This window comes from Chryseobacterium sp. JV274, from assembly GCF_903969135.1.
Taxonomy (GTDB): Bacteria; Bacteroidota; Bacteroidia; order Flavobacteriales; family Weeksellaceae; genus Chryseobacterium.
The window spans coordinates 1,376,562-1,400,114 of the sequence record NZ_LR824569.1 but is presented as its reverse complement, the minus strand read 5'-3'; the positions used below and the strand labels follow the sequence as shown (position 1 = coordinate 1,400,114).

The window sequence follows — 23,553 nt, the reverse complement described above, 5'->3', positions numbered from 1 at the left end:
AAAAAGGCTTCGGCGCACCACAGGTGCGCCGAAGCCTTTTTATGTTTCCCTAATTATATTTTCTGTACCGTTACATTGGTCACATTTCCATTTCCTGTAGGCCCCATCTCTGTTGATAAAATAGTGCATGCCTGATTGGGAGCTGCTGTAAAACGAATCTGATAACCAGCTGTAGGCACTACAATTACAGTTGTATAATTCATTAGTTCACCAATTCTTGTGGAAGCAGTCAGGGTGGGAGTTGCGGCTCCTGCATAATGGCTTCCTCTTCCCAGGTAGTTACTGTCCGGAACAGGTCTGATACCCAAAAGTAATTGCGCTCCTGCAGAAATATTTGTGAAACTTGCCTGCAAAGTCACCAGATAATTACCGGCCTGACTAAAAGTCAGAACCCCCGAAGAGGTGTTGTAAGAATAAAATGGGGAAGTAGCAACCGGGCTGGCAAACATTAGTGTCACGATTGAAGCTGCGCTGCCAATATTTTGATCTGCAGCCAAACGTGCATGAAATAATGAATAGGCTGTAAAGTCAATAGTTTTCAAGACACCAGTGGCATCAGCAACAACGACTCTGTCTGTTCCTCCAACTCCAATATTGGAATTAATATTTCGGACACGTACATTTCCTGAACTTACATCCAGCTTTTCTGTTGGAGTAATTGTACCTATACCAACTTGGGCTGTATTGGTCACTGCAAAATCATTAGATTGTTGTACTGCTGTAGGAACTCCTGATGTCGAATTGTCTTTAGCTCCGTCAATATGAAAGGTTGTTTGAGGATTCGAGGTGTTTATTCCTACCTGTGCGAAGTAAAGTGTAGAAAAGGCGAAGACCTTAACTACGGTCAGTAATTTTTTTGTCATCTTATAGTGTTTTAAAAATAATTACTAACGTGAATTTCAAATAATATACCAGAAAAACGAAAATAAATGGTTTTCGATAAATATCTATAGCTTATAGTTCAAAAATGACAATTGATTTGGTGTTTTTTGAATTAGATTATTTTTAGGCTTACAATAATAACTGCTAGAACTATACAAAATAAAGCGATTAAAAATAAATAATCCGCAATACTCTCAAAGGTGTATTCCCGTTTTTCAGTTTTCGTTCTGATAGCCAGAAATGAGAAGAAGCAGCTGCATGCAAAAAAAATACTGGCAAGACCTGCAAATTCGTCCAAATATGTATTCTGACTGATTTTAGCGATTTTTAGAGATGTCATGATAATCAATGAAAATCCTAAAAGATTGCTTGACGCATTCAAAATGTGAGGTGATTTTTTTTCCATCTTTTACAATTTTTTTCAAAATAAAGCACAATTTTTTTTATTATCAAATTTTTAAAAAAGATTATTAAAAATTAAAATTAATTTAAAAATTGTATATTAGCAAAATACTTGAAGACTAAAAAACTTTTTTACTTAGCTATGCAAACAACCTATATTGAAACACAGCAAATATCCTTTCAAGATTTTAAAAATCAGATACTTGAAGATTACAGGTTAGGAAGGATCTCTCGTGAAATGTCTTATCTCGGAAGGAGAGAAGTACTCACTGGAAAAGCTAAATTCGGAATTTTTGGGGATGGAAAAGAACTTCCTCAGCTTGCAATGGCGAAAGTTTTCAGAAATGGAGACTTCCGTTCAGGATATTACAGGGATCAGACTTTTGCATTGGCAATAGATGCCTTAACGGTAGAAAGTTTCTTTGCACAGATGTATGCAGATACAAGCGTGGAAAGAGAGCCTGCTTCAGCTGGAAGACAAATGAACGGGCATTTTGCAACAAGAAGTTTAAATGAAGACGGAAGCTGGAAAGATTTGACGGCTCAGAAAAATATCTCTTCGGATATTTCTCCTACAGCAGGACAAATGCCAAGATTATTGGGATTGGCTCAGGCTTCTACAATTTATAAAAGTGTAAAATTTGAAGGTTCAGAAAAATTCTCAAGAGAAGGGAACGAAATAGCTTTTGGAACAATTGGAGATGCTTCTACAGCAGAAGGTCATTTCTGGGAAACTCTGAATGCGGCATGTGCACTTCAGGTTCCTATGATTGTTTCTATCTGGGATGATGGATACGGAATTTCAGTTCCTACTAAAAATCAAAGAGCAAAAGCTGACATCAGTGAGATGCTAAGCGGTTTCCAGAGAAAAGAAGGAGATAATCAGGGATGTGAAATCATTCAGGTGAAAGCTTGGGATTATCCTGCATTATTGGATGCATATGCTAAGGCAGAACATTTTGCAAGAACAGAAAGTGTACCGGTAGTGGTTCATGTAATTGATGTTACTCAGCCTCAAGGGCACTCTACATCCGGATCTCACGAAAGATATAAAAATGAAGAACGTCTGGCTTGGGAAGCTGAGTTTGACGGATTGGCAAAATTTAAAGAATGGATTCTGAACTATTCTATTGAAATTGATGGAAATGAAGAGGTGATTGCTACTACTGAGGAGCTTGAAGCCATTGATGAAGAAGCAAAAAAGATAGCAAAAGCAGGACAGAAAACGGCTTGGGAAAACTATCAGAAAGCAGTATCAGAACTTATTCAGTCTATTTTACCTTTAGTAGAAAGCCTTAAAGGGCAGAATGCTGAAGTTGAAACATACATTTCTCAATTCAATAAGCTTGTTTCAAAAGCTAAAAAGGATATTTTCCATTTAGTAAGAAAAGCTTTACTGGCAACAAGAGGAATGAACTCTGCAGAAAGAAATCAATTGATGCAGAAATACAATGAAGTGGCTGCTGTTGAAAAAGACAACTATTCATCTCACTTATACTCTCAGTCGGAGTGGAAGTCTGAAAACATTCAGGAGATTAAGCCGGTATATTCCGACAGTTCTGAAGATGTTGATGGAAGAGTAGTGATCAGAAATAACTTTGACAAAATTTTTGAAAAATATCCTGAAACTTTAATTTTTGGTGAAGATACCGGAAACATTGGTGACGTAAACCAGGGATTGGAAGGAATGCAGGAAAAATACGGTGCTTTACGTATCGCTGATACAGGAATCCGTGAAGCAACCATTCTTGGACAGGGAATTGGTATGGCAATGAGGGGTTTGAGACCAATCGCTGAAATCCAGTACCTGGACTATGTTCTTTACTGTTTACAGGGAATGAGTGATGATCTGGCAACCGTACATTACAGAACGAAAGGAGGGCAGAAAGCTCCATTGATCATCAGAACAAGAGGTCACAGATTAGAAGGAATCTGGCATTCAGGTTCTCCAATGGCAGGTATTCTTAACCTTTCAAAAGGAATTCTGGTATTGGTACCTAGAAACCTTACTAAAGCTGCCGGATTCTACAACACTATGCTTCAGGCTGACGAACCTGCGATCATCGTAGAATGTCTGAACGGATACAGATTGAAAGAGAAACAACCTGATAACTTAGGAGAATTCACTGTTCCTGTAGGTAAAATTGAAGTAACAAAAGAAGGAAAAGACGTTACTTTGGTCACTTACGGTTCTACGTGGAGAATTGTAACAGAAGCAGCTAACGAATTGGAAAAATTAGGGATTTCGGCAGAAGTAATTGATATTCAGTCATTGATTCCTTTCGATTTATCTCACGAAATAGCTGAAAGTGTTAAGAAAACCAACAGATTAGTAGTGATTGACGAAGATGTGGAAGGAGGAACTACAGGATTCATCTTACAGCAGATTCTTGAAAAGCAAAAAGCATTCAGATATCTGGATTCAGATCCGTTGACGATCTCTGCAAATGATCACAGACCTGCCTATGCAAGTGATGGTGACTACTTCAGTAAGCCGTCTACAGACGATATGGTAGAAAAAATCTACGCAATGTTTAATGAAACAAATCCTCAGAAATATCCTGCGATATTCTAATTGGGATTTTAGATAAATTTAAAAACCGCTTCCTTTTTGGGAGCGGTTTTTTGTTTTATATTTGTTTGAATAGTTTAATGATAAATGATGAAAATTAGACTTTTATATTTGATATTAATAATGGTAAAAATAAAAGCCATCTTACATTGACAGCCTTTTAATTTTCTTAATCCTTCTCAGCCAAAGCAATCCTCAGCTTATTCAAAGTATTCATCAACGTTATACTTGCTGTAAGTTCTACAATTTCCCGTTCTGTAAATTGCTCTGTCAGTTTTGCTTTGGTCGTTTGCCAATCATCTTTGCTGTAAGTGAGAGCTTCAGCCCATTCTAAAACAAGCTTTTGCTGATCATTGAAGGCATTGGTATGTTTCCAACCTGGAAGTCTGTTAATGGCATCCTGTTCAAAGCCAAAATCAGACAATTCTTTAGCATGATAACTACAGCAATAAGCACATCCATTGATTTGAGAGACACGCAGTTCTACCAGAGCGATCAGTTTTTCATCAATACCGGACTTTCGGATGCTATTGTGGACTTTGTATAGATTTCCAATGGTTTCTTTTGCAATTTCTTTGTAATTCATAATGAAATATTTTCTGCAAATTTGCATCAGAAATGGCTTTGAACCTATATGCTTACCTTTTCGTTATATACTTACCTTTTTGAAAGTACAATTTAATACAAAAGGCTATCAAACATTGACAGCCTTTTTATTTTTTACTTCTTCATTCAAAAAAGCACAGTCTTTATTTTCATGCTGTCCTTTCACCTGATATTTTGCTTCCCATTCCTCCAGTAAATATAAGATCGGTAACAATGCCAGTCCTTTTTCTGTAAGAGAATATTCTACTCTTGGAGGGAGTTCCTTAAACTCTTCACGGATCACCAGTCCATCGGCTTCCATTTCCCTCAGTTGATCCGTTAATACCTTTCTGGAAATGACATTAATGCGTACTGCCAGTTCTCCAAAACGTAACTTCCTGTCTTTAATAACAAGAACTATAATAGGTTTCCATTTGCTTCCTAAAGCGGCCATTGCCTTACCCAGAGGACAGCTGTATTGCATTAATTCATTCTTTTTCATAGAAAAATTATTATTTAAATAGCATATGGAACCAAAATTTCATACGTTACTTTGATGTTACTAATGTAAGTTACTGCGAAGTTACCACTATTTTTTTAATAAAAGATACAAAAACGAACTATTATTAGTTACTTTGTGTAACAATTATAAAATATAAATTTAAATATGAGCACATCATCATTATTTAAACCGTTTCAATACAAAAATTTACAGCTTAAAAATAGAATCGTAATGGCTCCTATGACCAGAGCACAGTCTGACAATGGAGTTCCAACTCAGAATATTGCAGACTATTATGGGAGAAGGGCCGCTTCAGAAGTAGGATTGATTCTTTCCGAAGGAACTGTGATCAACAGACCGGGATCAAAAAACATGCAGCATATTCCTGATTTCTATGGTACAGAAGCTTTAAACGGCTGGAAAAACGTAATAGATACCGTACATCAGAATGGAGGTAAAATGGGCCCTCAGATCTGGCATGTAGGAGATACAAGAATGTCCGAGGATTATCCTTTAGTTTCAATGGAAAAGGCTTCAACAATGACCATTGAAGATATTCAGGATACCATTGCACAGTTTGCAGCATCTGCAAAATCAGCAAAAGACCTTGGTTTCGACTGTATTGAAATTCATGGAGCTCACGGTTATCTGATCGACCAATTTTTCTGGGAGTTGACTAATACAAGAACAGATGAATATGGCGGTAAAAGATTAAAGGAAAGAAGTAGATTTGCTGTGGAAGTTGTAAAGGCTATCAGAGCAGCAGTAGGAGATGATTTTACCATTATCATCCGTCTTTCACAATGGAAACAGCAGGATTATAAAACCAGACTGGCATTCACTCCAAATGAAATGGAAGAGTGGTTGTTACCTTTAAAAGAAGCTGGTGTAGATATTTTCCACTGTTCGCAGCGTCGTTTCTGGGAATCTGAATTTGAAGGTTCTGATTTAAACTTTGCGGGATGGGCTAAAAAAATTACAGGACAGCCAACTATTACAGTAGGTTCTGTAGGTTTGAACGGAGATTTTCTTAACGCTTTTGCAGGACAGGGAACAGAAAAGACAGATCTTACGGAGCTGATCAGAAGACTTGATAATGAAGAATTCGATCTTGTTGCGGTAGGAAGAGCCATTTTGCAGGATCATCAATGGGTACAGAAGATCAAAGATGGAAACACTGAAGCTCTTCTGGATTTTTCAGCAGAAAGTATGGGCGTTTTATTTTAATATCAATAACGAATAGTGAATTTACTTCGCTGTCAATTTTTTACAGCATAATTTATTGACCTGCAAAGTTAATTTGACCATTCAACCTGATATTAAATCAGCATAATTCACTTTATTTTATATTTAATTTTCACCTATTTATTAAAGAACCCGATTTCAGAATTTCTGAAATCGGGTTCTTATTTGTTTTATAAACAACTTCTAAAGGCTTTGAAGGTCATTTTATAAGAATCTGCATCCTGTTGCAGCTGGTTCGCATGACCAGTAGGCAGGAACTCCATTTTCAGCTTTGTGGCGGCAGGCAACAGTATCTCCTTCACACTGTGGTGCATTTCCTCCGATGATGTTTTTTAATGTCGATTTTGTTAATTTCTTTAGATTTTTCATGTTAATTAATTTGTTGATTCATACAAATATAATATTTTTTGTAAATCAAACAGTATTTTACACTAAAATGGGAAATATATTTTTTCAAAGATTATTTTTTAAAACAAACCCGCTTCCGGAATTTCCGAAAGCGGGTTTTAACAGATTTAAATATCTAAAACTGCCCTTAAACCGGCAGAAATGATTTCTTTATCTTATAAACCAATATTCTTAGTTGGTTTCAATTGTTTTAAGATGCTTTTCGGGATTGCATTTTTGTGAACAAGGATCGCTGTTGATTTGTATTCAACATAAGGTCTTGTTACATAAAGATATCCGGCGAAATCATTGGTTACTCCCCATGAATTTTTCACCATATAATATTCTTTACCCGTTTGATCTTTTGCCAAACCTACGATATGCATACCATGATCATCCGTTGTAGAAAGGTTATTAAGTGCTTTCTGACGCATATCTTCAGTGATTGTTTTATCTTTTTTAGGCTCTGTAAATAAAGTTTGCTTATTCTCTGCAGTGATCTGATCAAGCTCCATATCCGGAACATAAGCTACACCATTTTTGTAAGAGAAATAAGGCTCAGAAACGTCAGTTGCCCAGCCTACAGAATATCCTTTCGTTACTGCATTGTCGATGATCGCTGTAAGATCTTTCATTGGAACATTCCAGTCAGAATCGTGGCTCCAGTTATCAGGAATCGGAACTACAAATTTCTCATAATATGCATAATCTTTATAAGAAGATAATTCTACATAATCTTCAGCATTGATTCCCACTACTTCCTTTGCAAATGTTTTCGGAGTGTAATTCTTCCCTTCATATGTGAAGTTAGCAGGTACTTTTCCTAAATATTCATCAAGAATAGCATCTACAGAATCCATCCAGTTATCTGTAAGTTTTCCTTTTGAAGAAGCTTGAACAAGACTGTCAAGAACAGGCTTCAGTTTCCCCTGCATTTCCTTGAAGTTATTCGTAGTTTGTCCGGCTTTTAATCCTGTGTACACATCCTGAGGAACTGCTCCATACTTCTTGTACATATTGATTACGTCGTGAAGTTCTCCTCCGTCACCCCAGCTGATTGCGCCATTATTCAAAACATATAATTTCGCTTTATCATGATAAGAGTTTCTCGCTGTAAAAATCTCAGCAAGATCTACAGGTTTTTTGTCCATTCTCTGCATTTCAGATTCAAGGAAAGAATTACCTGAATAGCTCCAGCAAGTTCCTGATGAACCCTGGTTTTTTACAGAAGTTGCACCAACGTCTTTTAACGTTGTGAACTGAAAATTAGCGTTTTGTGATTGGTTGTTTTTTAACTTGTTGATTAAGTCATCTTGGGCAAACATCATACTTCCTGCAGACAAAACAAAAAGTAATGATGCAATTTTGGCATTTTTCATTACTATAAAAAGATTATTTATATTAAGAGTCGTTGATAATAAAGATTTGTTACAGATGGAAAAGTTAAATTTGAAATAAAAAAAAAATATCAAATGGCTTATTTTAAAATTTGTTTTTTCGATATTTTAATAAAAAAGTTGACCATGTTTCCAACCCCAGCAAAAGTTTCTGCATCTATAATAATATAACTCCTGACTATGGAACAAGAATTATTATTGGAATGCCAGCGTAACGACCGCAATGCACAGCGGAAGGTTTACGAGAAAATGGCGGGCAGGCTTTACGCAGTCTGCAGACGCTATTTGAAAAACGATGAAGATATAGAAGAAGTATTGGCAGATACGTTTTATAAAATCTTCACGAAAATTACCCAGCTTCAAAATGCTCAAACCTTTGAAGCATGGGCCAGAAAAATTGCGGTGAACGAATGCCTGCAGAAATTAAGATCTAGTAAGGGATTGTTGATTTCTCTTGAAGAAAATTTCATGGATCCTTCTGAAGGAACCACAGAGAACCTTTCCCTTGAAAAAGATATTCTGAGTTTACTGAATTTTCTTCCCGAAGGCTGCAGAGCGATCTTTAATCTTTTCGCTATTGAAGGATATCCTCATAAAGAAATAGCCGCAATGCTTTCCATCAGTGAAGGTACTTCAAAATCACAGCTCAATTTTGCAAGAAAAAAGCTGCAGGAACTTTTAGTGAATCAAAACATTTAAACTTTTACAATAATGGAAAATAATCATATAGATCAACAATTCAATGAAGCATCCAAGCTTTCAGAAGAGCCAACTGTTTTTCCTGGTTTTGAAAAAGTATGGGGGAAAATTGAAGAGAAATTAGATAAAAAAGAAGAAAAAAAGAGAACAATTCCTATTTGGCTGCCATATGGTATTGCCGCAAGTTTGATAATTGGTTTGGGAGCTTTTTACTTTATGAATAATAAAGAGACTGCAGAACCTGTAATCGCAGAGAATACAACTTTAAGAGGTCCGGTTACAAAGACAGATATTTCAAAAATAGATAGTACTATAAAGAATAATATTCAAAAAGAAAAAAAGATTATTAAACCTGCAGAAAATCTGGCTGTCAATCCGGAACCTATTAAATACTCTGTGAAAGTTCCGCCACTTCCGCCTTTGCCACTTCCAGTACCTTCAGATCATATCTATCAACCGGTAATCTCTGAGTACCGTATGGAAAGAGAACAAAATGTATATGCTGATAGAAATACAAATTATATTCCTACCGGCCAGCGAAAAGATACCAATCAGACTAAAAGTATTGAAGAGGTTGTAGTAATGGGATATTCAAAGGCAGTTAAAAGAAATTATGCAACAACATCCAGTACAATAACAAGTAGTTCTGTCAGTAATCTACCACAGTCCACCACTTATTCATCATTACAGGGAAGTGCTCAGGGCTTGCAGATAAGCACTTCATCGGGTAATAAAAATGTAGTTAACAGCATTAATCAAGGATTTCTTAGTAACAATAACCCGATCCTGATCAGAGGAGCAGCTTCTGTTTCACCAGAAAATAACCCTTTATACGTAGTTAACGGAATATTGACAAAAGCTGATGACTTCAGAAATTTAGATCCTAACAAAATTGACAGCATGCAGATTCTGAAGGGCAGTTCTGCTACAGCAATTTATGGAAGTAAGGGGGTAAATGGAGTAATTGTGGTAATAACCAAAGACCTTTCAAGAAGGGAAAGAAAAAAGTTGAAGAAACTTCAGGAAGAAATTAATAAACAACAACAGATTTCACCAGTTACTCAAAATAATGAGAGCTATGATGCCTTTGTTGAAAATCCTTTTGAGCTCACCCGCAGTCAGCCTTTATCTACGTTTTCTATTGATGTTGATAATGCCTCTTATTCGAACGTAAGAAGGATGATCAATAACGGACAGGGAGTTGATGGAAATGCAGTAAGAATAGAAGAAATGGTTAATTATTTTAAATATGACTATCCACAGCCTAAAAATGGAGAGCCTTTCTCAATAAATACCGAATACAATGATTCGCCATGGAATCCAAAGCATAAATTACTTAAAATAGGACTTCAGGGAAAAAATATCCCCATGGATCATCTGCCAGCATCAAACCTTGTTTTTCTTATTGATGTTTCAGGTTCAATGGATGCGGATAACAAATTGCCCCTGTTGAAGTCTTCCTTTAAAGTTCTGCTGAATCAGCTCAGACCCAAAGATAAAGTGGGAATTGTAGTATATGCAGGAAGTGCAGGAATGGTTCTGCCCCCTACGTCAGCAGGGGAAAAACATAAGATTATAGAAGCTTTGGATCATCTTCAGGCAGGAGGAAGTACCGCAGGAGGAGCAGGAATTGAACTGGCCTATAAACTGGCACAGGAAAACTTTGTGAAGGACGGTAACAATCGTGTTATTATTGCAACAGACGGGGATTTCAACGTAGGAATGTCTTCAACTTCAGATCTTAAAACGTTGATTGAAGATAAAAGAAAATCAGGAGTCTTTTTAACATGTTTAGGTTTTGGAATGGGTAATTATAAAGACAATACTCTGGAAACTCTTGCAGATAAAGGAAATGGGAATTACGCCTATATTGATAATATGCAGGAGGCGAATAAGTTTCTGGGAAAAGAATTTGCAGGAAGTATGTACGCCATAGCCAAAGATGTAAAGATCCAGATTGAATTTAATCCTGAATACGTAAAATCATACCGCCTGATTGGTTATGAAAACAGAAAATTGAAAAATGAAGACTTTGTAAATGATAAAATAGATGCCGGAGAATTGGGAAGCGGACATACTGTTACGGCTTTGTATGAAGTGATTCCGACAGATGTAAAATCAGACTTTACTCCTAAAGACAGTGATCTGAAATATACTCATAATACCTCATCGAAAGAATTTGGAGATGAACTGGCTACAATAAAATTCCGTTATAAAAAGCCTGATGGAGATACCAGCCGTGAAATCAGCCAGATTGTTAAAAACGTTGATAACAGAATATCTTCTGCCAGTCCGGATTTTAAATTTGCTTCTTCAGTAGCATGGTTTGGATTGGTACTAAGAAATTCTGAACTGATTACCAAAAAAGATCTTTCAGAGATTGAAAATCTGGCCCAGCAAGGCAAAAATAAAGATGAAGAAGGCTATCGTTCAGAGTTTATAAGATTGATAGAAAGTTATAAAACAATTAAAAAATAATTTGTAAAAAAGAAATTTCCCCGGAAATTTCTTTTTTTATATTTTTAAGCATACTAATAACTGATGAAAAAGAATTATCTGCTGTTACTGCCATTTACCATTACTGTATTACAGGCACAAAATTCACAATTATACTATTCCGGAAAATTTTTAACACCTAAAGACAAAACACAGAATTTTTTAAAGATTCATAATAAAAACAGTGGTATTTATGAACTGACCGATGAGGAAGGATTTGCAATCATTGCTGCCAAACCTTATGACACACTCGTTTGGAATCAAGGCAAGAATACTCATGTTATTTCTACCTATGAGCTCAGGGAATTAAAAGTCATTCTGGAAAGCCAGACAGGCAATAAAAATGTAGAAAATATTTACAGTAAAACATATGACAGTTTGGTTTCAAAGGAAATTAAAGATGATTTCAGTATTGAAAAAACAAAGACCCGTTTAAGTAAAAGATCACACTCTTATTTTGATCAGATAAGAAGATTAAAGCAAAGGAATGATAGTGTTTATATTGTAAAAAGACTCAATCGGAAAACATTACTTTTTAACGGAAGTTTTACCACATCATTAGATATTAAAAACAGGAATGCTATTCCGGGAACTCAAAGCAAATATGTACAGGGAAGATCAGAAAACGGAAGTCTTGTCTGGAAAGGACCTGAAACCAATGAGATGTTCAGTTTCGGACCCGATATTTCTACATTAGGATTTAATGGATTACCTTATGAATATGATCAGAATGGAAAATTAATCCCCTGGGTTGATGGTCTTCAGCGCGCGCAGAAATATGACAACAATATTTTTAAAACAACAGTAGGATACAACAATCAGTTGAACGTAAATGCTTTTATAAAAGATGGGTACAATGAAAAAATCCGTTTGTCATTGAACCTTGGCCAGCAGAAAAACCAAATGTATTTTATCGATCAGTTTGATATTGCCAATTCCTTTAAAGCCAAGCTTAATACGGAACTAAGTGGATATTCCATTAATCTTGCTTTTAATTACGAAGAAGATAAAGCCACCAATACCAATAGGATAGGGCTGTTCAACAAAGCTTATCAGAATTCATTGTTAACACCCGTTTCTTTTTCAAATGAACAACATACTTTCCTAAACAATGGTTTTCAGAGAAGTTACAGCAAATATGCTGACAATCCCTTATTCCTTTTTGAGCAGGAAAGCAAATATAGTTATCAGAACCGCGAAAGATGGTTTAGCCTTAATATAATAAAAGACTGGGATCATCTTAAACTGAATATCAGCCAGTCCTATGAAAGTAACAACATCTGGAATTTTGATCAGTACAAACCTTCTGCTTATGGTTTTAGCAATGGAGTATTGAATGAAAGAACTCAAAACAGCAGTTCATACCATTCCAATATACTGGGTTCCTATACATTGGGAGATTATAATTTTAAAAATATTTTCAGCCTGAATTTTATTTTAAATGATAAAAAATCGGATGTTTATAACAGTTTTATCAATCAGAAATACCTCTATCAGAGAACTTCGCAGGATCATATTTTTAATTATAATATGGATATCCGGGATTATGATTTTGAAGCAGGTTTAAATCTTGGAAATTCATTTTACATCTCGAATACATCGCTTAAAAATAACTATTGGCTTCCCAAAGCTAATTTCTATGTGAAATTTAATAACATTTTCGATTGGTATAATTACAGTTTTAAAGTACTGGGAAGTTACACACAGCTAAGCTCAGAGCCGGAAATTACAAGATCATACGCTTCTTATGCCACCACTTTATTGAATGCAAAAAACTACAATCAATATTTCCCGGTACAGGAAGTGGAAAGCTTCAGAGGTTTATCCAATATCAATACCAGAGAATGGAAAGTGGGAACTAGGTTTAACTTTGGTTATAATGTAAGTTTGGAAGGAGAATATTTCAACAGAAAGAATATAAATGATATATTTCCTGTTTTTGAAAATAATCAACTGAAATTAAAGAACATAGCTGACCATACATACAGTGGATATGAATTCAGTTTTACCTATGACAGGCTTCGCCTTGGGTACGATATATTTACAACCCATAAAGTCTCATTTTTCAAATATAAAGATATTGTAGACCGTATCTCTCCCGGATATCAGAATCTGGCTGTTTCAGGATTTAAAGACATTTATAAAACCCTTACTGAAGGACAGGTTTTGGGTGCTGTCATGGGAAGCTATTTTGAAAGAAATGCTGACGGGCAATTGATTATTGATGAGTCTGGATTCCCCAAAAAAGCAGAAGGAATGAAAATTATCGCAGATCCTCCACCAGATTTCGTGATGAAATTTACCCATAGTTTTGCCTATAAAAACTTTTCCTTAGATATCAATTGGGAATGGAAAAAAGGCGGACAGCTCTGGAATGGAACACAGGCAGTTCTTGACTATTATGGCCGTTCTTCTGAATCGGGAGAAGACAGAAATATCAAAAACTATGTTTTTCAGGGCGTGCAGGCCAATGGAACAGGAAACCAGATTCCTGTAGATTTCTATGATCCCAACCTGAATGTACAGGAAAACCGGTGGTCCAGATATGGTTACCTTGGCGTGGCAGAAAACTATATTCAAAAGGCAGATTATATAAGAATCAGCAATATTTCACTGTCTTCCAGTTTTCCAATCAACTATGGAAAACAGAATCTTAAACTTACTTTTTATGTGAATAATCTAATGCTTTGGCAGGCCAGTAAAGGAGCAGATCCCAATCAGAATTTTTATGATATGGATAACGGAAGAGGACTTGATTTTTTCAACCTTCCCTCTTTTAAAACATTTGGATGTATTGTTTCACTCAAATTTTAACCCATGAATTTCAAGTTTATATCACCCTATATCATCTTGCTGAGCTTATTCTTTTCAACCTTTTCTTTGAAAGCACAGCATTCATTTCAGGACTTTGAAAAGGAAAAAACGTACATTCAGACCAACCATGTTTTTTATAAACCTGGTGAGGGAATGTATTTTAAAATATACGTTGTAAAAGGAAAAAACAATCTTCCGGTGGAAGACAGTAGAATTGTTAATTTTGAAATTATTGATCCCGCAGGAAGCGTTTTGAAAAAAATGAAATATGAAATTACCAATGGATATGCCCAGGGGTATTTCTATTTTGATGAAGACATGAAAGGCGGAATTTATAAGATCAGAGCCTTTACCAACTGGATGCAGAATGAAGAAGGAAAAAATACCTTCGAGAAAGAAATTACCCTCCAGAAAATAGTTTCCCCAAGAATATTAATGAAGCTGGATTTTCCTAAAAAAGGATATGGCCCGGGAGATGAGGTAACAGCCGACTTTTCAATGAGAAGTCTGAGCAACCTTCCGATTCCCTTTTATGAAGCGGATTATACGGTAATGACCAACGGGGAAACTGTCTCAGAAGGGAAACTCATCACCAATAAAGAAGGTAAAAATCAATTGATTTTCAAGCTCCCTGAAGTTCTGAAATCATCTGATGCACTGTTGAATATTAAAGTGAATTTTGATGGATTTACAGAATCTATTTCCAGAAATATTCCGGTTGTTCTGAATAATCTTGATGTAAAGTTTTTACCTGAAGGAGGGACTTTTATCAATGGAATAGAACAAAATATAGCCTTTAAAATTCTTGATGAATTTGAAAAACCTGTAGATGCTGTCCTGGCTGTTTACAATCAGAATCATGAAAAGGTAAAAGAAATTTCAGCCTACAATTTCGGGATGGGAAGCTTTCGTTTTACTCCTAAAAAGGAAGAATCCTATTATGCAAAAGTTAGTAAGCCGGAAAATATAAACCAAACTTTCAATTTCCCGGCGGCAAAAGATGAAGGTTTGGTTTTAAATATTCAGAATGAAAACAGAAAAATAATTTTCACCATCATTTCAACTCAGGAAAAACAGATTACCCTGAAGGGAAATTTCCGCGGAAAAGAATTGTATACTAAAGATATTCTTTTAAAAAAAGGCAGCAATTCATTTGAAATTGATGAAAAAGACTTCCCGATAGGAATCTGCCGATTTACCGTTCTTGAGAATAATATCCCTCTTGCAGAACGTATTGTTTTTACCAATAAAGAGAATCGATTAAATATAAAAATTAAGCCTGTAAAACAACATTACCTGCCACGGGAAAAAGTAATTCTGGATATCGAAACTACTGATGAAAATAACAGACCTATTCCTGCCAACCTTGGATTGAGCGTAGTGGATGATAAATTATGGACATACGCTGATGACAAGCAGAATCATATCATTTCCTGGCTTCTGATGGACTCTGAGTTGAAAGGGAAAATTGAAAAGCCACAGTTTTATTTCGATAAAAAAGAAGAAAAAGCGGATAAAAGCTTAGATCTTGTGATGCTCACAAACGGTTACAGATATTTCGACCTCATCCCGGAAGTTTTAAAAACCAATAAATACAAATACCTTCCTGAAAAGAAAAACACAATTTATGGAGTGGTGGAAGACGAAAACAAAAAACCGGTGAAAGCAGATGTTTTCCTTTTGAATACGGATAATAAAAAAATTCTTAAACAAGCCGCTGCAGAAAATGGACGTTTTTATTTTTCAGACCTGAACGCAGACAATTCATATAAAATGATAGCCAGATCTTCTCAGCCTAAACATCAGTTGAAAATCAGAATATTGTCTTATAATCTGGATATTAACCCTTTAGTGGAACAGAAGCTTTCTAATATTGATGTAGAAGAAATCGTAAAAGAAGCTGAAAGAAAAGAAGTAATAAAGACAGAAAACAAAAATAATACCCAAACATTGAGCAAACCCGGTCGGTCAAAAACTGATACTATTCAGAATAAAAGGATTGAAGAAGTTGTGGTTTTAGGATACAGTTTGAGAAGAGATAAAGCCGCGGTTACTTCTACAACAATAATGTCTTCGATGGAAATTCAGAATCCCAATGTAACGTCATTACTTAGCGGAAAAGTCGCCGGGTTAATAATTACACCAGCGGGACAGTCCGGAGCCAGTTCACAGATAAGAATACGGGGAGAAGCATCCATTACCAATAAGAACCCATTGTTCATTGTAGACGGTACTCCTGTTGAAAACTTCAATACTACCATAAATCCGAATGATATCAATAGTATCACCGTCCTCAAAGATGCAGCCGCTACAGCTATTTATGGAAGCAGGGCAGTGAATGGAGTAGTGATTGTAAATTCATACAAAAACAGCAGTTCAAAGATCAATTTTGATATTACCCCGAAATCTTATATTGCTGTTGAAACGCTACCACAAGGAAGACTTATATCATACGCAGGATCAAGAGAATTTGCTTATCCGGAATATAAAACCACCAATACATCCTACCGTTTCGATTACAGAGAAGCGCTTTATTGGAATCCGGTGGTAGAAACCGATAAAAATGGGAAAGCAAAAGTGGAATTTTATAATTCGGATGCCAACTCCACTTTTAGAATTATGACAGAAGGTATTGCAGCATCAGGACTTGTAGGAAATGATGAAACTACGTATGCTGCACAGAGCCTTATCTCAATAGATGCTAAAATTCCACAATATCTGACAAGAACAGATCAGATGACGATTCCTGTTGTGATTAAAAATAATTCTTCGGAACTAAGGAAAATAACTATGGATGTTATTGTTCCCAATCATGTAAAACTAATCGGCTCTGACAGTTTAATTACCCTGAAACCATTGGAATCAGGAAGATTATTTGTCAAAATACAGACCGATGAAATCGTGGATTCCAATATTCAGTTTACCCTAAGATCCGGAGACTTCAGGGAAACGATGATTCTTCCGTTTAAAGTAGAAGAGAAAGGATTCCCACATAAGTTTTCTATCATCAATAACAAAACGGAAGATATCAGAATCAATATTTCGGAGTATATCAACGGAAGTCTGTATTCCTCATATTATGTATTTGAAAACGCTGCTTTACAGATGTTTGCAGATATTGAACAACTGAAGAGAGAGCCTCATGGCTGCTTTGAACAGCTTTCCTCAACAGTCTACCCAAACATTTTTATTCTGGATTATTTAAAATCAGAGAAAAAAATAGATACTGCAACGGAGAATATGGTGATTAAAAACCTGAAAAAAGGGTTTCAGAAAATGCTGAGTTATAAAAACAGAGACGGAGGTTTCGGATATTTCAGCAGCGGAGAATCAGATGTGGCACTTTCTGCATTTGCGTTACTGGAATTTACGGATTTAAAAAAATATGTAAACCCGGATGCCATGCTTATTCAGGGACTTTCCTCATTTATTTTATCCCAAAAGAATGCAAACGGATTATTTGAAGTAAGAAAACCCTATGAATTAAGAAAAGATTTCTCCGAATATTCCTGGTCAAGAAATATGTATGTGGTATATGCTTTATCCAAACTGGGTTTTAAAAATGAAATAGAAGACACCTTTGCTATAATGATCAAAAGAGCTTTAGTCACAAAAGATTCTTATCAGCTTGCTTTGCTTGCCAATGCTGCCGCTCATCTGGGAAAACAACAGGAGTATGATCATCTGATAAAGCTTCTGGACCAGCAGTATGAAACGAAAAATATAAAATCTAAAATCACTTTTACAGGTTCATGGGGACTGTCTGCCGATGCGGAAATCCTTTCATTATATATCATGGCACTTCAGAAAGATGAAAAACTGAATCAGTTAAAGATTGCAGAAGCTGCTGATCAGCTTATTAATTTCAATGGATATTTCGGGTTCGGTTCTACCCAGGCAACAACGCTGGCCATACAGGCTTTGTCCGAGTTTTTCTCTAAAAATGGACAGTTATATGGAGCTGAAAGACCGGTTATCACCATCAATAAAGCAATCACTTATCCTAATATCAGTCTTTCATCAGCATATAAAGCCGGAGAAAATAAGATCAGTATTCATTATCCAACCAAAAATGGACTGCCTTATCAATTAGAATATCAGTATTATACTCTTCAGGCCCCGGAAAGTAAAGATATTCCTGTTATAATGGAAACAAAACTAAAATCTGCGGTATCCAAAGTAGGCGAGACTAACAGAATGACGGTTACCGTTAAAAATAAAATCAACGGCCAGCTGCCAATGACTATAGCGAAGATCGGTATTCCTGCAGGCCTGACCCTACAAAATGCCTTGCTGAAAGATCTTATTGATAAAAAACAGATTTCTTACTATGAAATCTTTGACAATTATCTGGTACTTTACTGGGAACATTTCAATGCAGAGGAAACAAAAACCATCAATCTGGATCTCAAAGTGGAATTTGCAGGAATTTATACTGGTAAATCAAGCAATGTGTATCTCTATTATATGCCGGAAGCAAAGCATTGGAATCAGGGGATAACAGCGAATATTGAACCTTAATTTTTTATAAATTAAAACAGACCTCCATAAGAAGGTCTGTTTTATTTTAAAAATTAATTTTCAAAAATTATTGAAAATTCAAAAAATATAATTACATTTGTTTCAGAAATCTAAAAGGAAAATAAAATGCAACTTTCAGAAGCAAAAGAAAAATACATTCAGACCTGGGGAACCTTTGCCACCAATTGGGGAATCAACCGTACGATGGCACAGGTACATGCATTGCTTTTGGCTAGCGGCAGATCCCTTTCTACTGATGAGGTAATGGAACAGCTGGAAATTTCAAGAGGAAATGCCAATATGAATCTTCGCGCCCTGATAGACTGGGGAATTGTGAAAAAAGAATTTGTGAAAGGAGACCGTAAAGAATATTTCGTGGCAGAAAAAGATGTGTGGTACCTTTTCAAACAGATTACCAAAGAACGCAGAAAAAGAGAAATTGAGCCTGTAATTTCTTTTCTTGAAGAATTAAAAAATATTGAAGATAAAGACTCAGAAGAAGCTCAGGAATTTATCAAACTGATGAATGATTTCAGTTCTGTAACCGGAAAAATAAATAATATTATGGATCTGGCGATAAAAAGCGATGATCACTGGCTGGTAGGAAAGATTACCAATCTGTTGAAATAGAAAAATTGAAAAAGGGTTAAAATCCTTTTTTATTTCAATTTAATTTTCAAAAATTACTGAAAATATAAAATTTATAAAATGTTTAATATTGTTTCTTATATAATTTTCTTAAGTATCAGTTCTTATGTCACAATTGATGTAGGAAGAAGATGTTACCATGAAGGAAAAGCCTATTTGAAATACTTACTTCATGATGAAGGTCTTTGCCTGACAATTAACAGGATACTTCTTGGCTGTTATTATCTCGTGAATCTTGGTTTTATCGCAATAAACCTTACAATATGGAACAAAATAAGCAGTCTCGAAGAAATGATAACCATTACTGCTACGAGAGTTGGAAGTATCATTTTAATCCTTTCTATGCTGCATTATATGAACATTTTTATCCTTTACTTCCTGAGAAATAAATTAACATTAAAATAATACTATTATGACAACTACAGTTTTAACCACAACGTATAATTTTTCTGCGTACATGATCTATTTACCTATTGTAATTACCCTTACAGTATTGGTATCCCAATTTTTGTTTAAAAATTCAAAAACATTCATGATTGATATTTTTCACCAGAAAAAAGACATTGCAATGGCAACAAATTCATTATTTAAAATTGGGTTTTACCTTTTAAATATAGGTTTTGCTCTATGCATCATTGAATTTTTTCAAATTGAAACCATAGAAAGGCTGGTCGTTGCGCTGAGCAAAAAAATAGGAGGATTTTCAATTTATTTAGGAATAATGATGCTTTTGAATCTATTGTTATTCCTGAAAGGACGTAAGCACGCATTGAACAAAGAAAAAGTAGTAAGTGAAAGAAATGCTGATCTTGAAAGAAATTAATTTTTTATTTGGAATTATATTTCAAAAATTACTGAAAATATAAAATTAACAATAAGTATGAAAAATTTAATCGTTCACTTATTTCTGATTATTTATTTCAGAAGAAAAGGATCACTTTAAACAGTCATTGCCATGAAAACATTTGCAAAATATGATTATTACATTCATCTGTTTTTTATAATAATAGGGCCTCAGGCTTTTATATTTGGTGGTTTGTCGGGATTTGTTCTGTTTTATTTTATAGTAGGAATCCCTCAATTGATAAGCTTTCTGGTCAAACTATTTCTTAGAACAAAAAAATCAGCATTGTATATCGCGTATGGGATTGTAATACTGCCGGTTTGGATTATTGTACTGATTTTGTTTACAGAAAAACATATCAATGATTTTTTTGGATATGTTTTAATGGCTGCTCTTTTATACAGTCCCGTGATGGCAGCAGCATATGTTTATGATTGCTATAATACTTATGAACCTTATAAATCACAATTATGAAAACGCTCAAAAACCACACATTAATCTACGACAATCAATGCCCGATGTGTAATCTCTATTCCAAAGGTTTCACAAAATGTGGAATGCTGGATGAAGATGGAAGAGAAGCATTTACAGAACTTTCTGTTAGAAATAAAAACCTAATCGATTTCAATCGTGCGAAAAATGAAATTGCTCTGGTAGATCACGACAAAAATGAAGTCGTTTACGGGCTGGACAGTCTGCTTCTCATCATTGGAAACTCTTTGCCATTGTTGGAAAAAATTGCTCGAATACAACCTCTGTATTGGTTTTTTCAAAAGCTGTATTCCTTCATTTCTTACAATAGAAAACAGATTATCCCTTCCCAAAATGACGGTACAGAACAATCATGTATCCCGGATTTTAACCTGAAATACAGAATGGCCTACATCAGTTTTGTTGTTATTTTTTCAGCATATATCCTAAGTGAATTTTCCGTAAAGCTGAATTTTGATTTAGAACGAAATTTCCTGAGAGAATTTACAGTTTGCCTTGGTCAGCTCGTTTGGCAGATCCTCTTTTTAAAAACTTATCTCAAAGATAAAATCTGGGATTATCTCGGAAATATGATGACTGTTTCTTTAATTGGAACCTTACTTTTAATTCCTGCGCTGATGATCGATTTCACCCCTGTTTTTTATCTGATATACTTTGGAATTGTAGTATTGATCATGCTTCTGGAACATATAAGAAGATGCAGAATACTAAAACTAAACTTTCTCCCTACCATTTCCTGGATAGTATTCAGAATCACTGCGTTGGTCGTTATCATTCTGACAACCATTGAATTTAAAATTTAACAAACTTAACACCTCTGAAAATGTCAACCATCTATTTAAACACCGTAATCAATGCAGATATTCACTATGTTTTTGATCTGGCAAGAAACATTGATCTGCACCAGCAGTCAACCTCAGTATCTCATGAAAAAGCAATTGCAGGACGTACTTCAGGATTGATTGAAGAAAACGAAACCGTAACCTGGCGGGCAAAACATCTGGGAATTTATCAGACCCTTACCACAAAAATTGTCAGTATGGAGAAACCGGTTCAGTTCATTGATGTTATGCAGAAAGGCACCTTCAAATCTATGCGACACAGACATACCTTTAAATCTGTAAACGGAAAAACATTAATGACCGATATTTTTGAATTTGAATCTCCACTCGGGATTGTAGGAAAATTGTTTAATGCCATTTTTCTTACAGGATATCTCAAGGATTTTCTGCTCAAAAGAAATGAGATGATCAAAACTATTGCAGAATCTTCCACCCATGACGGAATAGCCATTTTTTAACCTAAAGAACACAGTATTATGAATTTTTTAAAAGCAGAATGGCGGAAGCTGGCCATCATCAATTACGAAATAGATCCTGAAATCTTATTGCCTTATTTACCTAAAGGTACAGAACTCGATTTTTATAAAGGTAGATGTTATGTAAGCTTAGTAGGATTCATGTTTTTAAATACAAAACTGCTGGGATTACCCATTCCTTTTCACCGGAATTTTGAGGAAGTGAACCTAAGATTTTATGTAAAGAAAAAAGAAAGGAGTCTGGAAAAGAGGTGTGGTATTTATCAAAGAAATTGTTCCCAAACCTGCATTGAGCTTTGTCGCCAATACTTTGTACAAAGAAAATTATCACACAATGCCAATGAAAAACCAGATTCATGAAAGTGGGGACGAACTGCTGATCCGGTATTCATGGAAAGATAAAAGCTGGCATTCTATTGAAGTTATGGCTGAAAATACAGCAAAACCTATGGAAGAAAACTCAGAGTTTGAATTTATCACAGAACATTATTTTGGCTTTACAAAAAAGGAAAATGTAACTTCCGAATATGAAGTATGCCACCCAAAATGGGATTGTTACACCATAAAAGACCATCATCTGGATATTGATTTTCAAAAAATATATGGAAATGACTTTGAAGGTCTGAATCATCAGGAACCTCTTTCCGTAATGTTGGCTGAAGGCTCAGAAATTCAGGTGAGAACAAAGAAATACATCAGCTAAAAAAGAACAAGAATACCCCTTATCCATAAACATCTGTGTTAGTTTGTGCAATTTGTGGTTAAAACCTTAAACATTGAACCCAAAACTTTGTATTTTGAACTTAAAATTTTAAAACAATGAAAATAATCATAGCCGGAGGCACCGGATTTCTTGGTGAAAATCTGGAGAAATACTTTACGGAAAAAGGAAACCAAGTCTATATCCTGACCCGTAATCCTCGACGTAAAAACGAAATTTACTGGGATGCCAGAACATTGGGTGAATGGAAAAACACTTTGGAAAAAGCAGATGTTCTGATCAATCTTACGGGAAAATCTGTAGACTGTCGTTATCATGAGAAAAATAAACAGGAAATCTATTCTTCAAGAATTGATAGTACAAGAATATTGCAAAGAGTAGTAGATCAATGTTCTGAAAAACCCAAAGTGTGGCTGAATGCCAGTTCTGCTACCATTTACGTTCATTCTGAAAAACATCTCAATACAGAAGAAAACGGAATTATAGGAGATGACTTTTCAATGAATATCTGCAAATGCTGGGAGAAAGAATTCTTTGCAGTCAAAAATGAAGGAATACGAAAAGCTGTTCTTCGCACATCAATCGTTCTGGGCAATAATGGCGGAGCATTTCCAAAGCTGAAAATGATTACCAGGATGGGTTTAGGAGGAAAACAGGGAAGAGGTAATCAAATGGTAAGCTGGATTCATATTGATGATTTTTGTAAAGCGGTAGACTGGATTATTCAGCATGAGGATATGTCAGGAACGATCAATATAACCGCCCCTGCACCGGTTTCCAATGAAAATATGATGAAAAAATTGAGAAAAAAACTGAATGTTCCTTTTGGACTCAATGCTCCTGTCTGGCAGCTGGAAATTGCATCTGTATTCCTGAATACAGAAACCGAATTACTCTTAAAAAGCCGTAATGTGTACCCAGAAAGATTGATAAAAAATGGATTTCAGTTTTCATTTTCCGGATTTGATGAAGCTATTCTTAATCTCTTGGAATCCTAATGTTTGCGGATCTCCCAAAGGATAATTAAA

General features: G+C 35.3%; 19 protein-coding genes and 1 pseudogene. 14 read left to right on the top strand and 6 right to left on the bottom strand.

The window, feature by feature from the left end; genetic code table 11:
* Positions 1-53 precede the first annotated feature (53 nt).
* Positions 54-863, bottom strand: a complete 810-nt coding sequence (locus CHRYMOREF3P_RS06360) for a hypothetical protein (RefSeq protein ID WP_077418599.1) — start codon at positions 861-863, stop codon at positions 54-56.
* Between the two features lie 131 nt (positions 864-994).
* Positions 995-1,288 (bottom strand): hypothetical protein, encoded by a 294-nt coding sequence (locus CHRYMOREF3P_RS06355; protein WP_047388112.1) that lies wholly within the window; start codon positions 1,286-1,288, stop codon positions 995-997.
* Between the two features lie 138 nt (positions 1,289-1,426).
* On the opposite strand from CHRYMOREF3P_RS06355, the gene CHRYMOREF3P_RS06350 reads away from it, so the two are divergent.
* On the top strand, positions 1,427-3,859 hold the full coding sequence (locus tag CHRYMOREF3P_RS06350; RefSeq protein WP_180564151.1) for a thiamine pyrophosphate-dependent enzyme: 2,433 nt from the start codon (positions 1,427-1,429) through the stop codon (positions 3,857-3,859).
* Between the two features lie 166 nt (positions 3,860-4,025).
* Here the strand turns inward: CHRYMOREF3P_RS06350 and CHRYMOREF3P_RS06345 are convergent, their stop codons facing one another.
* Together CHRYMOREF3P_RS06345 and CHRYMOREF3P_RS06340 are read right to left on the bottom strand one after the other, a co-directional pair.
* A complete protein-coding gene (locus tag CHRYMOREF3P_RS06345) occupies positions 4,026-4,442 on the bottom strand; it encodes a carboxymuconolactone decarboxylase family protein (RefSeq protein WP_180564150.1) in 417 nt (138 codons plus the stop codon).
* 108 nt (positions 4,443-4,550) lie between these two features.
* Entirely contained in the window at positions 4,551-4,943 is a 393-nt protein-coding gene (locus CHRYMOREF3P_RS06340) for a winged helix-turn-helix transcriptional regulator (protein WP_180564149.1), read from the bottom strand.
* A gap of 165 nt (positions 4,944-5,108) precedes the next feature.
* On the opposite strand from CHRYMOREF3P_RS06340, the gene CHRYMOREF3P_RS06335 reads away from it, so the two are divergent.
* Positions 5,109-6,170, top strand: coding sequence for an NADH:flavin oxidoreductase (locus CHRYMOREF3P_RS06335; protein ID WP_180564148.1), 1,062 nt, complete (start codon positions 5,109-5,111; stop codon positions 6,168-6,170).
* A 222-nt stretch (positions 6,171-6,392) separates the two neighbouring features.
* Here CHRYMOREF3P_RS06335 and CHRYMOREF3P_RS06330 read toward each other — a convergent pair whose 3' ends face one another.
* Positions 6,393-6,557 (bottom strand): bacteriocin-like protein, encoded by a 165-nt coding sequence (locus CHRYMOREF3P_RS06330; protein WP_157885757.1) that lies wholly within the window; start codon positions 6,555-6,557, stop codon positions 6,393-6,395.
* Positions 6,558-6,751: 194 nt separating this feature from the next.
* Positions 6,752-7,954 (bottom strand): aminopeptidase C, encoded by a 1,203-nt coding sequence (locus CHRYMOREF3P_RS06325; RefSeq protein WP_180564147.1) that lies wholly within the window; start codon positions 7,952-7,954, stop codon positions 6,752-6,754.
* Positions 7,955-8,152: 198 nt separating this feature from the next.
* Between CHRYMOREF3P_RS06325 and CHRYMOREF3P_RS06320 the strand changes: the two genes are divergently transcribed.
* From CHRYMOREF3P_RS06320 to CHRYMOREF3P_RS06265, 12 genes and pseudogenes are all read left to right on the top strand, one after another.
* Complete coding sequence (locus tag CHRYMOREF3P_RS06320; protein WP_077418605.1) at positions 8,153-8,671, top strand: RNA polymerase sigma factor; 519 nt, start codon at positions 8,153-8,155, stop codon at positions 8,669-8,671.
* 12 nt (positions 8,672-8,683) lie between these two features.
* Positions 8,684-11,149, top strand: a complete 2,466-nt coding sequence (locus tag CHRYMOREF3P_RS06315) for a vWA domain-containing protein (RefSeq protein WP_180564146.1) — start codon at positions 8,684-8,686, stop codon at positions 11,147-11,149.
* A 63-nt stretch (positions 11,150-11,212) separates the two neighbouring features.
* Complete coding sequence (locus CHRYMOREF3P_RS06310) at positions 11,213-13,981, top strand: hypothetical protein (RefSeq protein WP_180564145.1); 2,769 nt, start codon at positions 11,213-11,215, stop codon at positions 13,979-13,981.
* 3 nt (positions 13,982-13,984) lie between these two features.
* The gene (locus tag CHRYMOREF3P_RS06305; RefSeq protein ID WP_180564144.1) at positions 13,985-18,502 is read left to right on the top strand and encodes a TonB-dependent receptor plug domain-containing protein; all 4,518 of its coding nucleotides are present in this window, start codon (positions 13,985-13,987) and stop codon (positions 18,500-18,502) included.
* 126 nt (positions 18,503-18,628) lie between these two features.
* Positions 18,629-19,132, top strand: coding sequence for a GbsR/MarR family transcriptional regulator (locus CHRYMOREF3P_RS06300; RefSeq protein WP_180564143.1), 504 nt, complete (start codon positions 18,629-18,631; stop codon positions 19,130-19,132).
* A 78-nt stretch (positions 19,133-19,210) separates the two neighbouring features.
* Positions 19,211-19,555 carry a hypothetical protein gene (locus CHRYMOREF3P_RS06295; protein ID WP_077418609.1) on the top strand — a complete coding sequence of 115 codons (345 nt, stop codon included), beginning with the start codon at positions 19,211-19,213 and terminating at the stop codon, positions 19,553-19,555.
* 7 nt (positions 19,556-19,562) lie between these two features.
* Entirely contained in the window at positions 19,563-19,973 is a 411-nt protein-coding gene (locus CHRYMOREF3P_RS06290; protein ID WP_077418610.1) for a hypothetical protein, read from the top strand.
* A 132-nt stretch (positions 19,974-20,105) separates the two neighbouring features.
* Entirely contained in the window at positions 20,106-20,468 is a 363-nt protein-coding gene (locus CHRYMOREF3P_RS06285; RefSeq protein WP_180564142.1) for a hypothetical protein, read from the top strand.
* The gene (locus tag CHRYMOREF3P_RS06280; protein WP_180564141.1) at positions 20,465-21,289 is read left to right on the top strand and encodes a DCC1-like thiol-disulfide oxidoreductase family protein; all 825 of its coding nucleotides are present in this window, start codon (positions 20,465-20,467) and stop codon (positions 21,287-21,289) included. Before CHRYMOREF3P_RS06285 ends, CHRYMOREF3P_RS06280 begins: the two co-directional genes overlap by 4 nt.
* 20 nt (positions 21,290-21,309) lie before the next feature.
* Positions 21,310-21,786 carry an SRPBCC family protein gene (locus CHRYMOREF3P_RS06275; RefSeq protein ID WP_180564140.1) on the top strand — a complete coding sequence of 159 codons (477 nt, stop codon included), beginning with the start codon at positions 21,310-21,312 and terminating at the stop codon, positions 21,784-21,786.
* Between the two features lie 18 nt (positions 21,787-21,804).
* A pseudogene (locus CHRYMOREF3P_RS24385) lies at positions 21,805-22,507 on the top strand (YqjF family protein).
* Between the two features lie 116 nt (positions 22,508-22,623).
* Positions 22,624-23,523 carry a TIGR01777 family oxidoreductase gene (locus CHRYMOREF3P_RS06265; protein ID WP_180564139.1) on the top strand — a complete coding sequence of 300 codons (900 nt, stop codon included), beginning with the start codon at positions 22,624-22,626 and terminating at the stop codon, positions 23,521-23,523.
* The last annotated feature ends 30 nt before the right edge of the window (positions 23,524-23,553 follow it).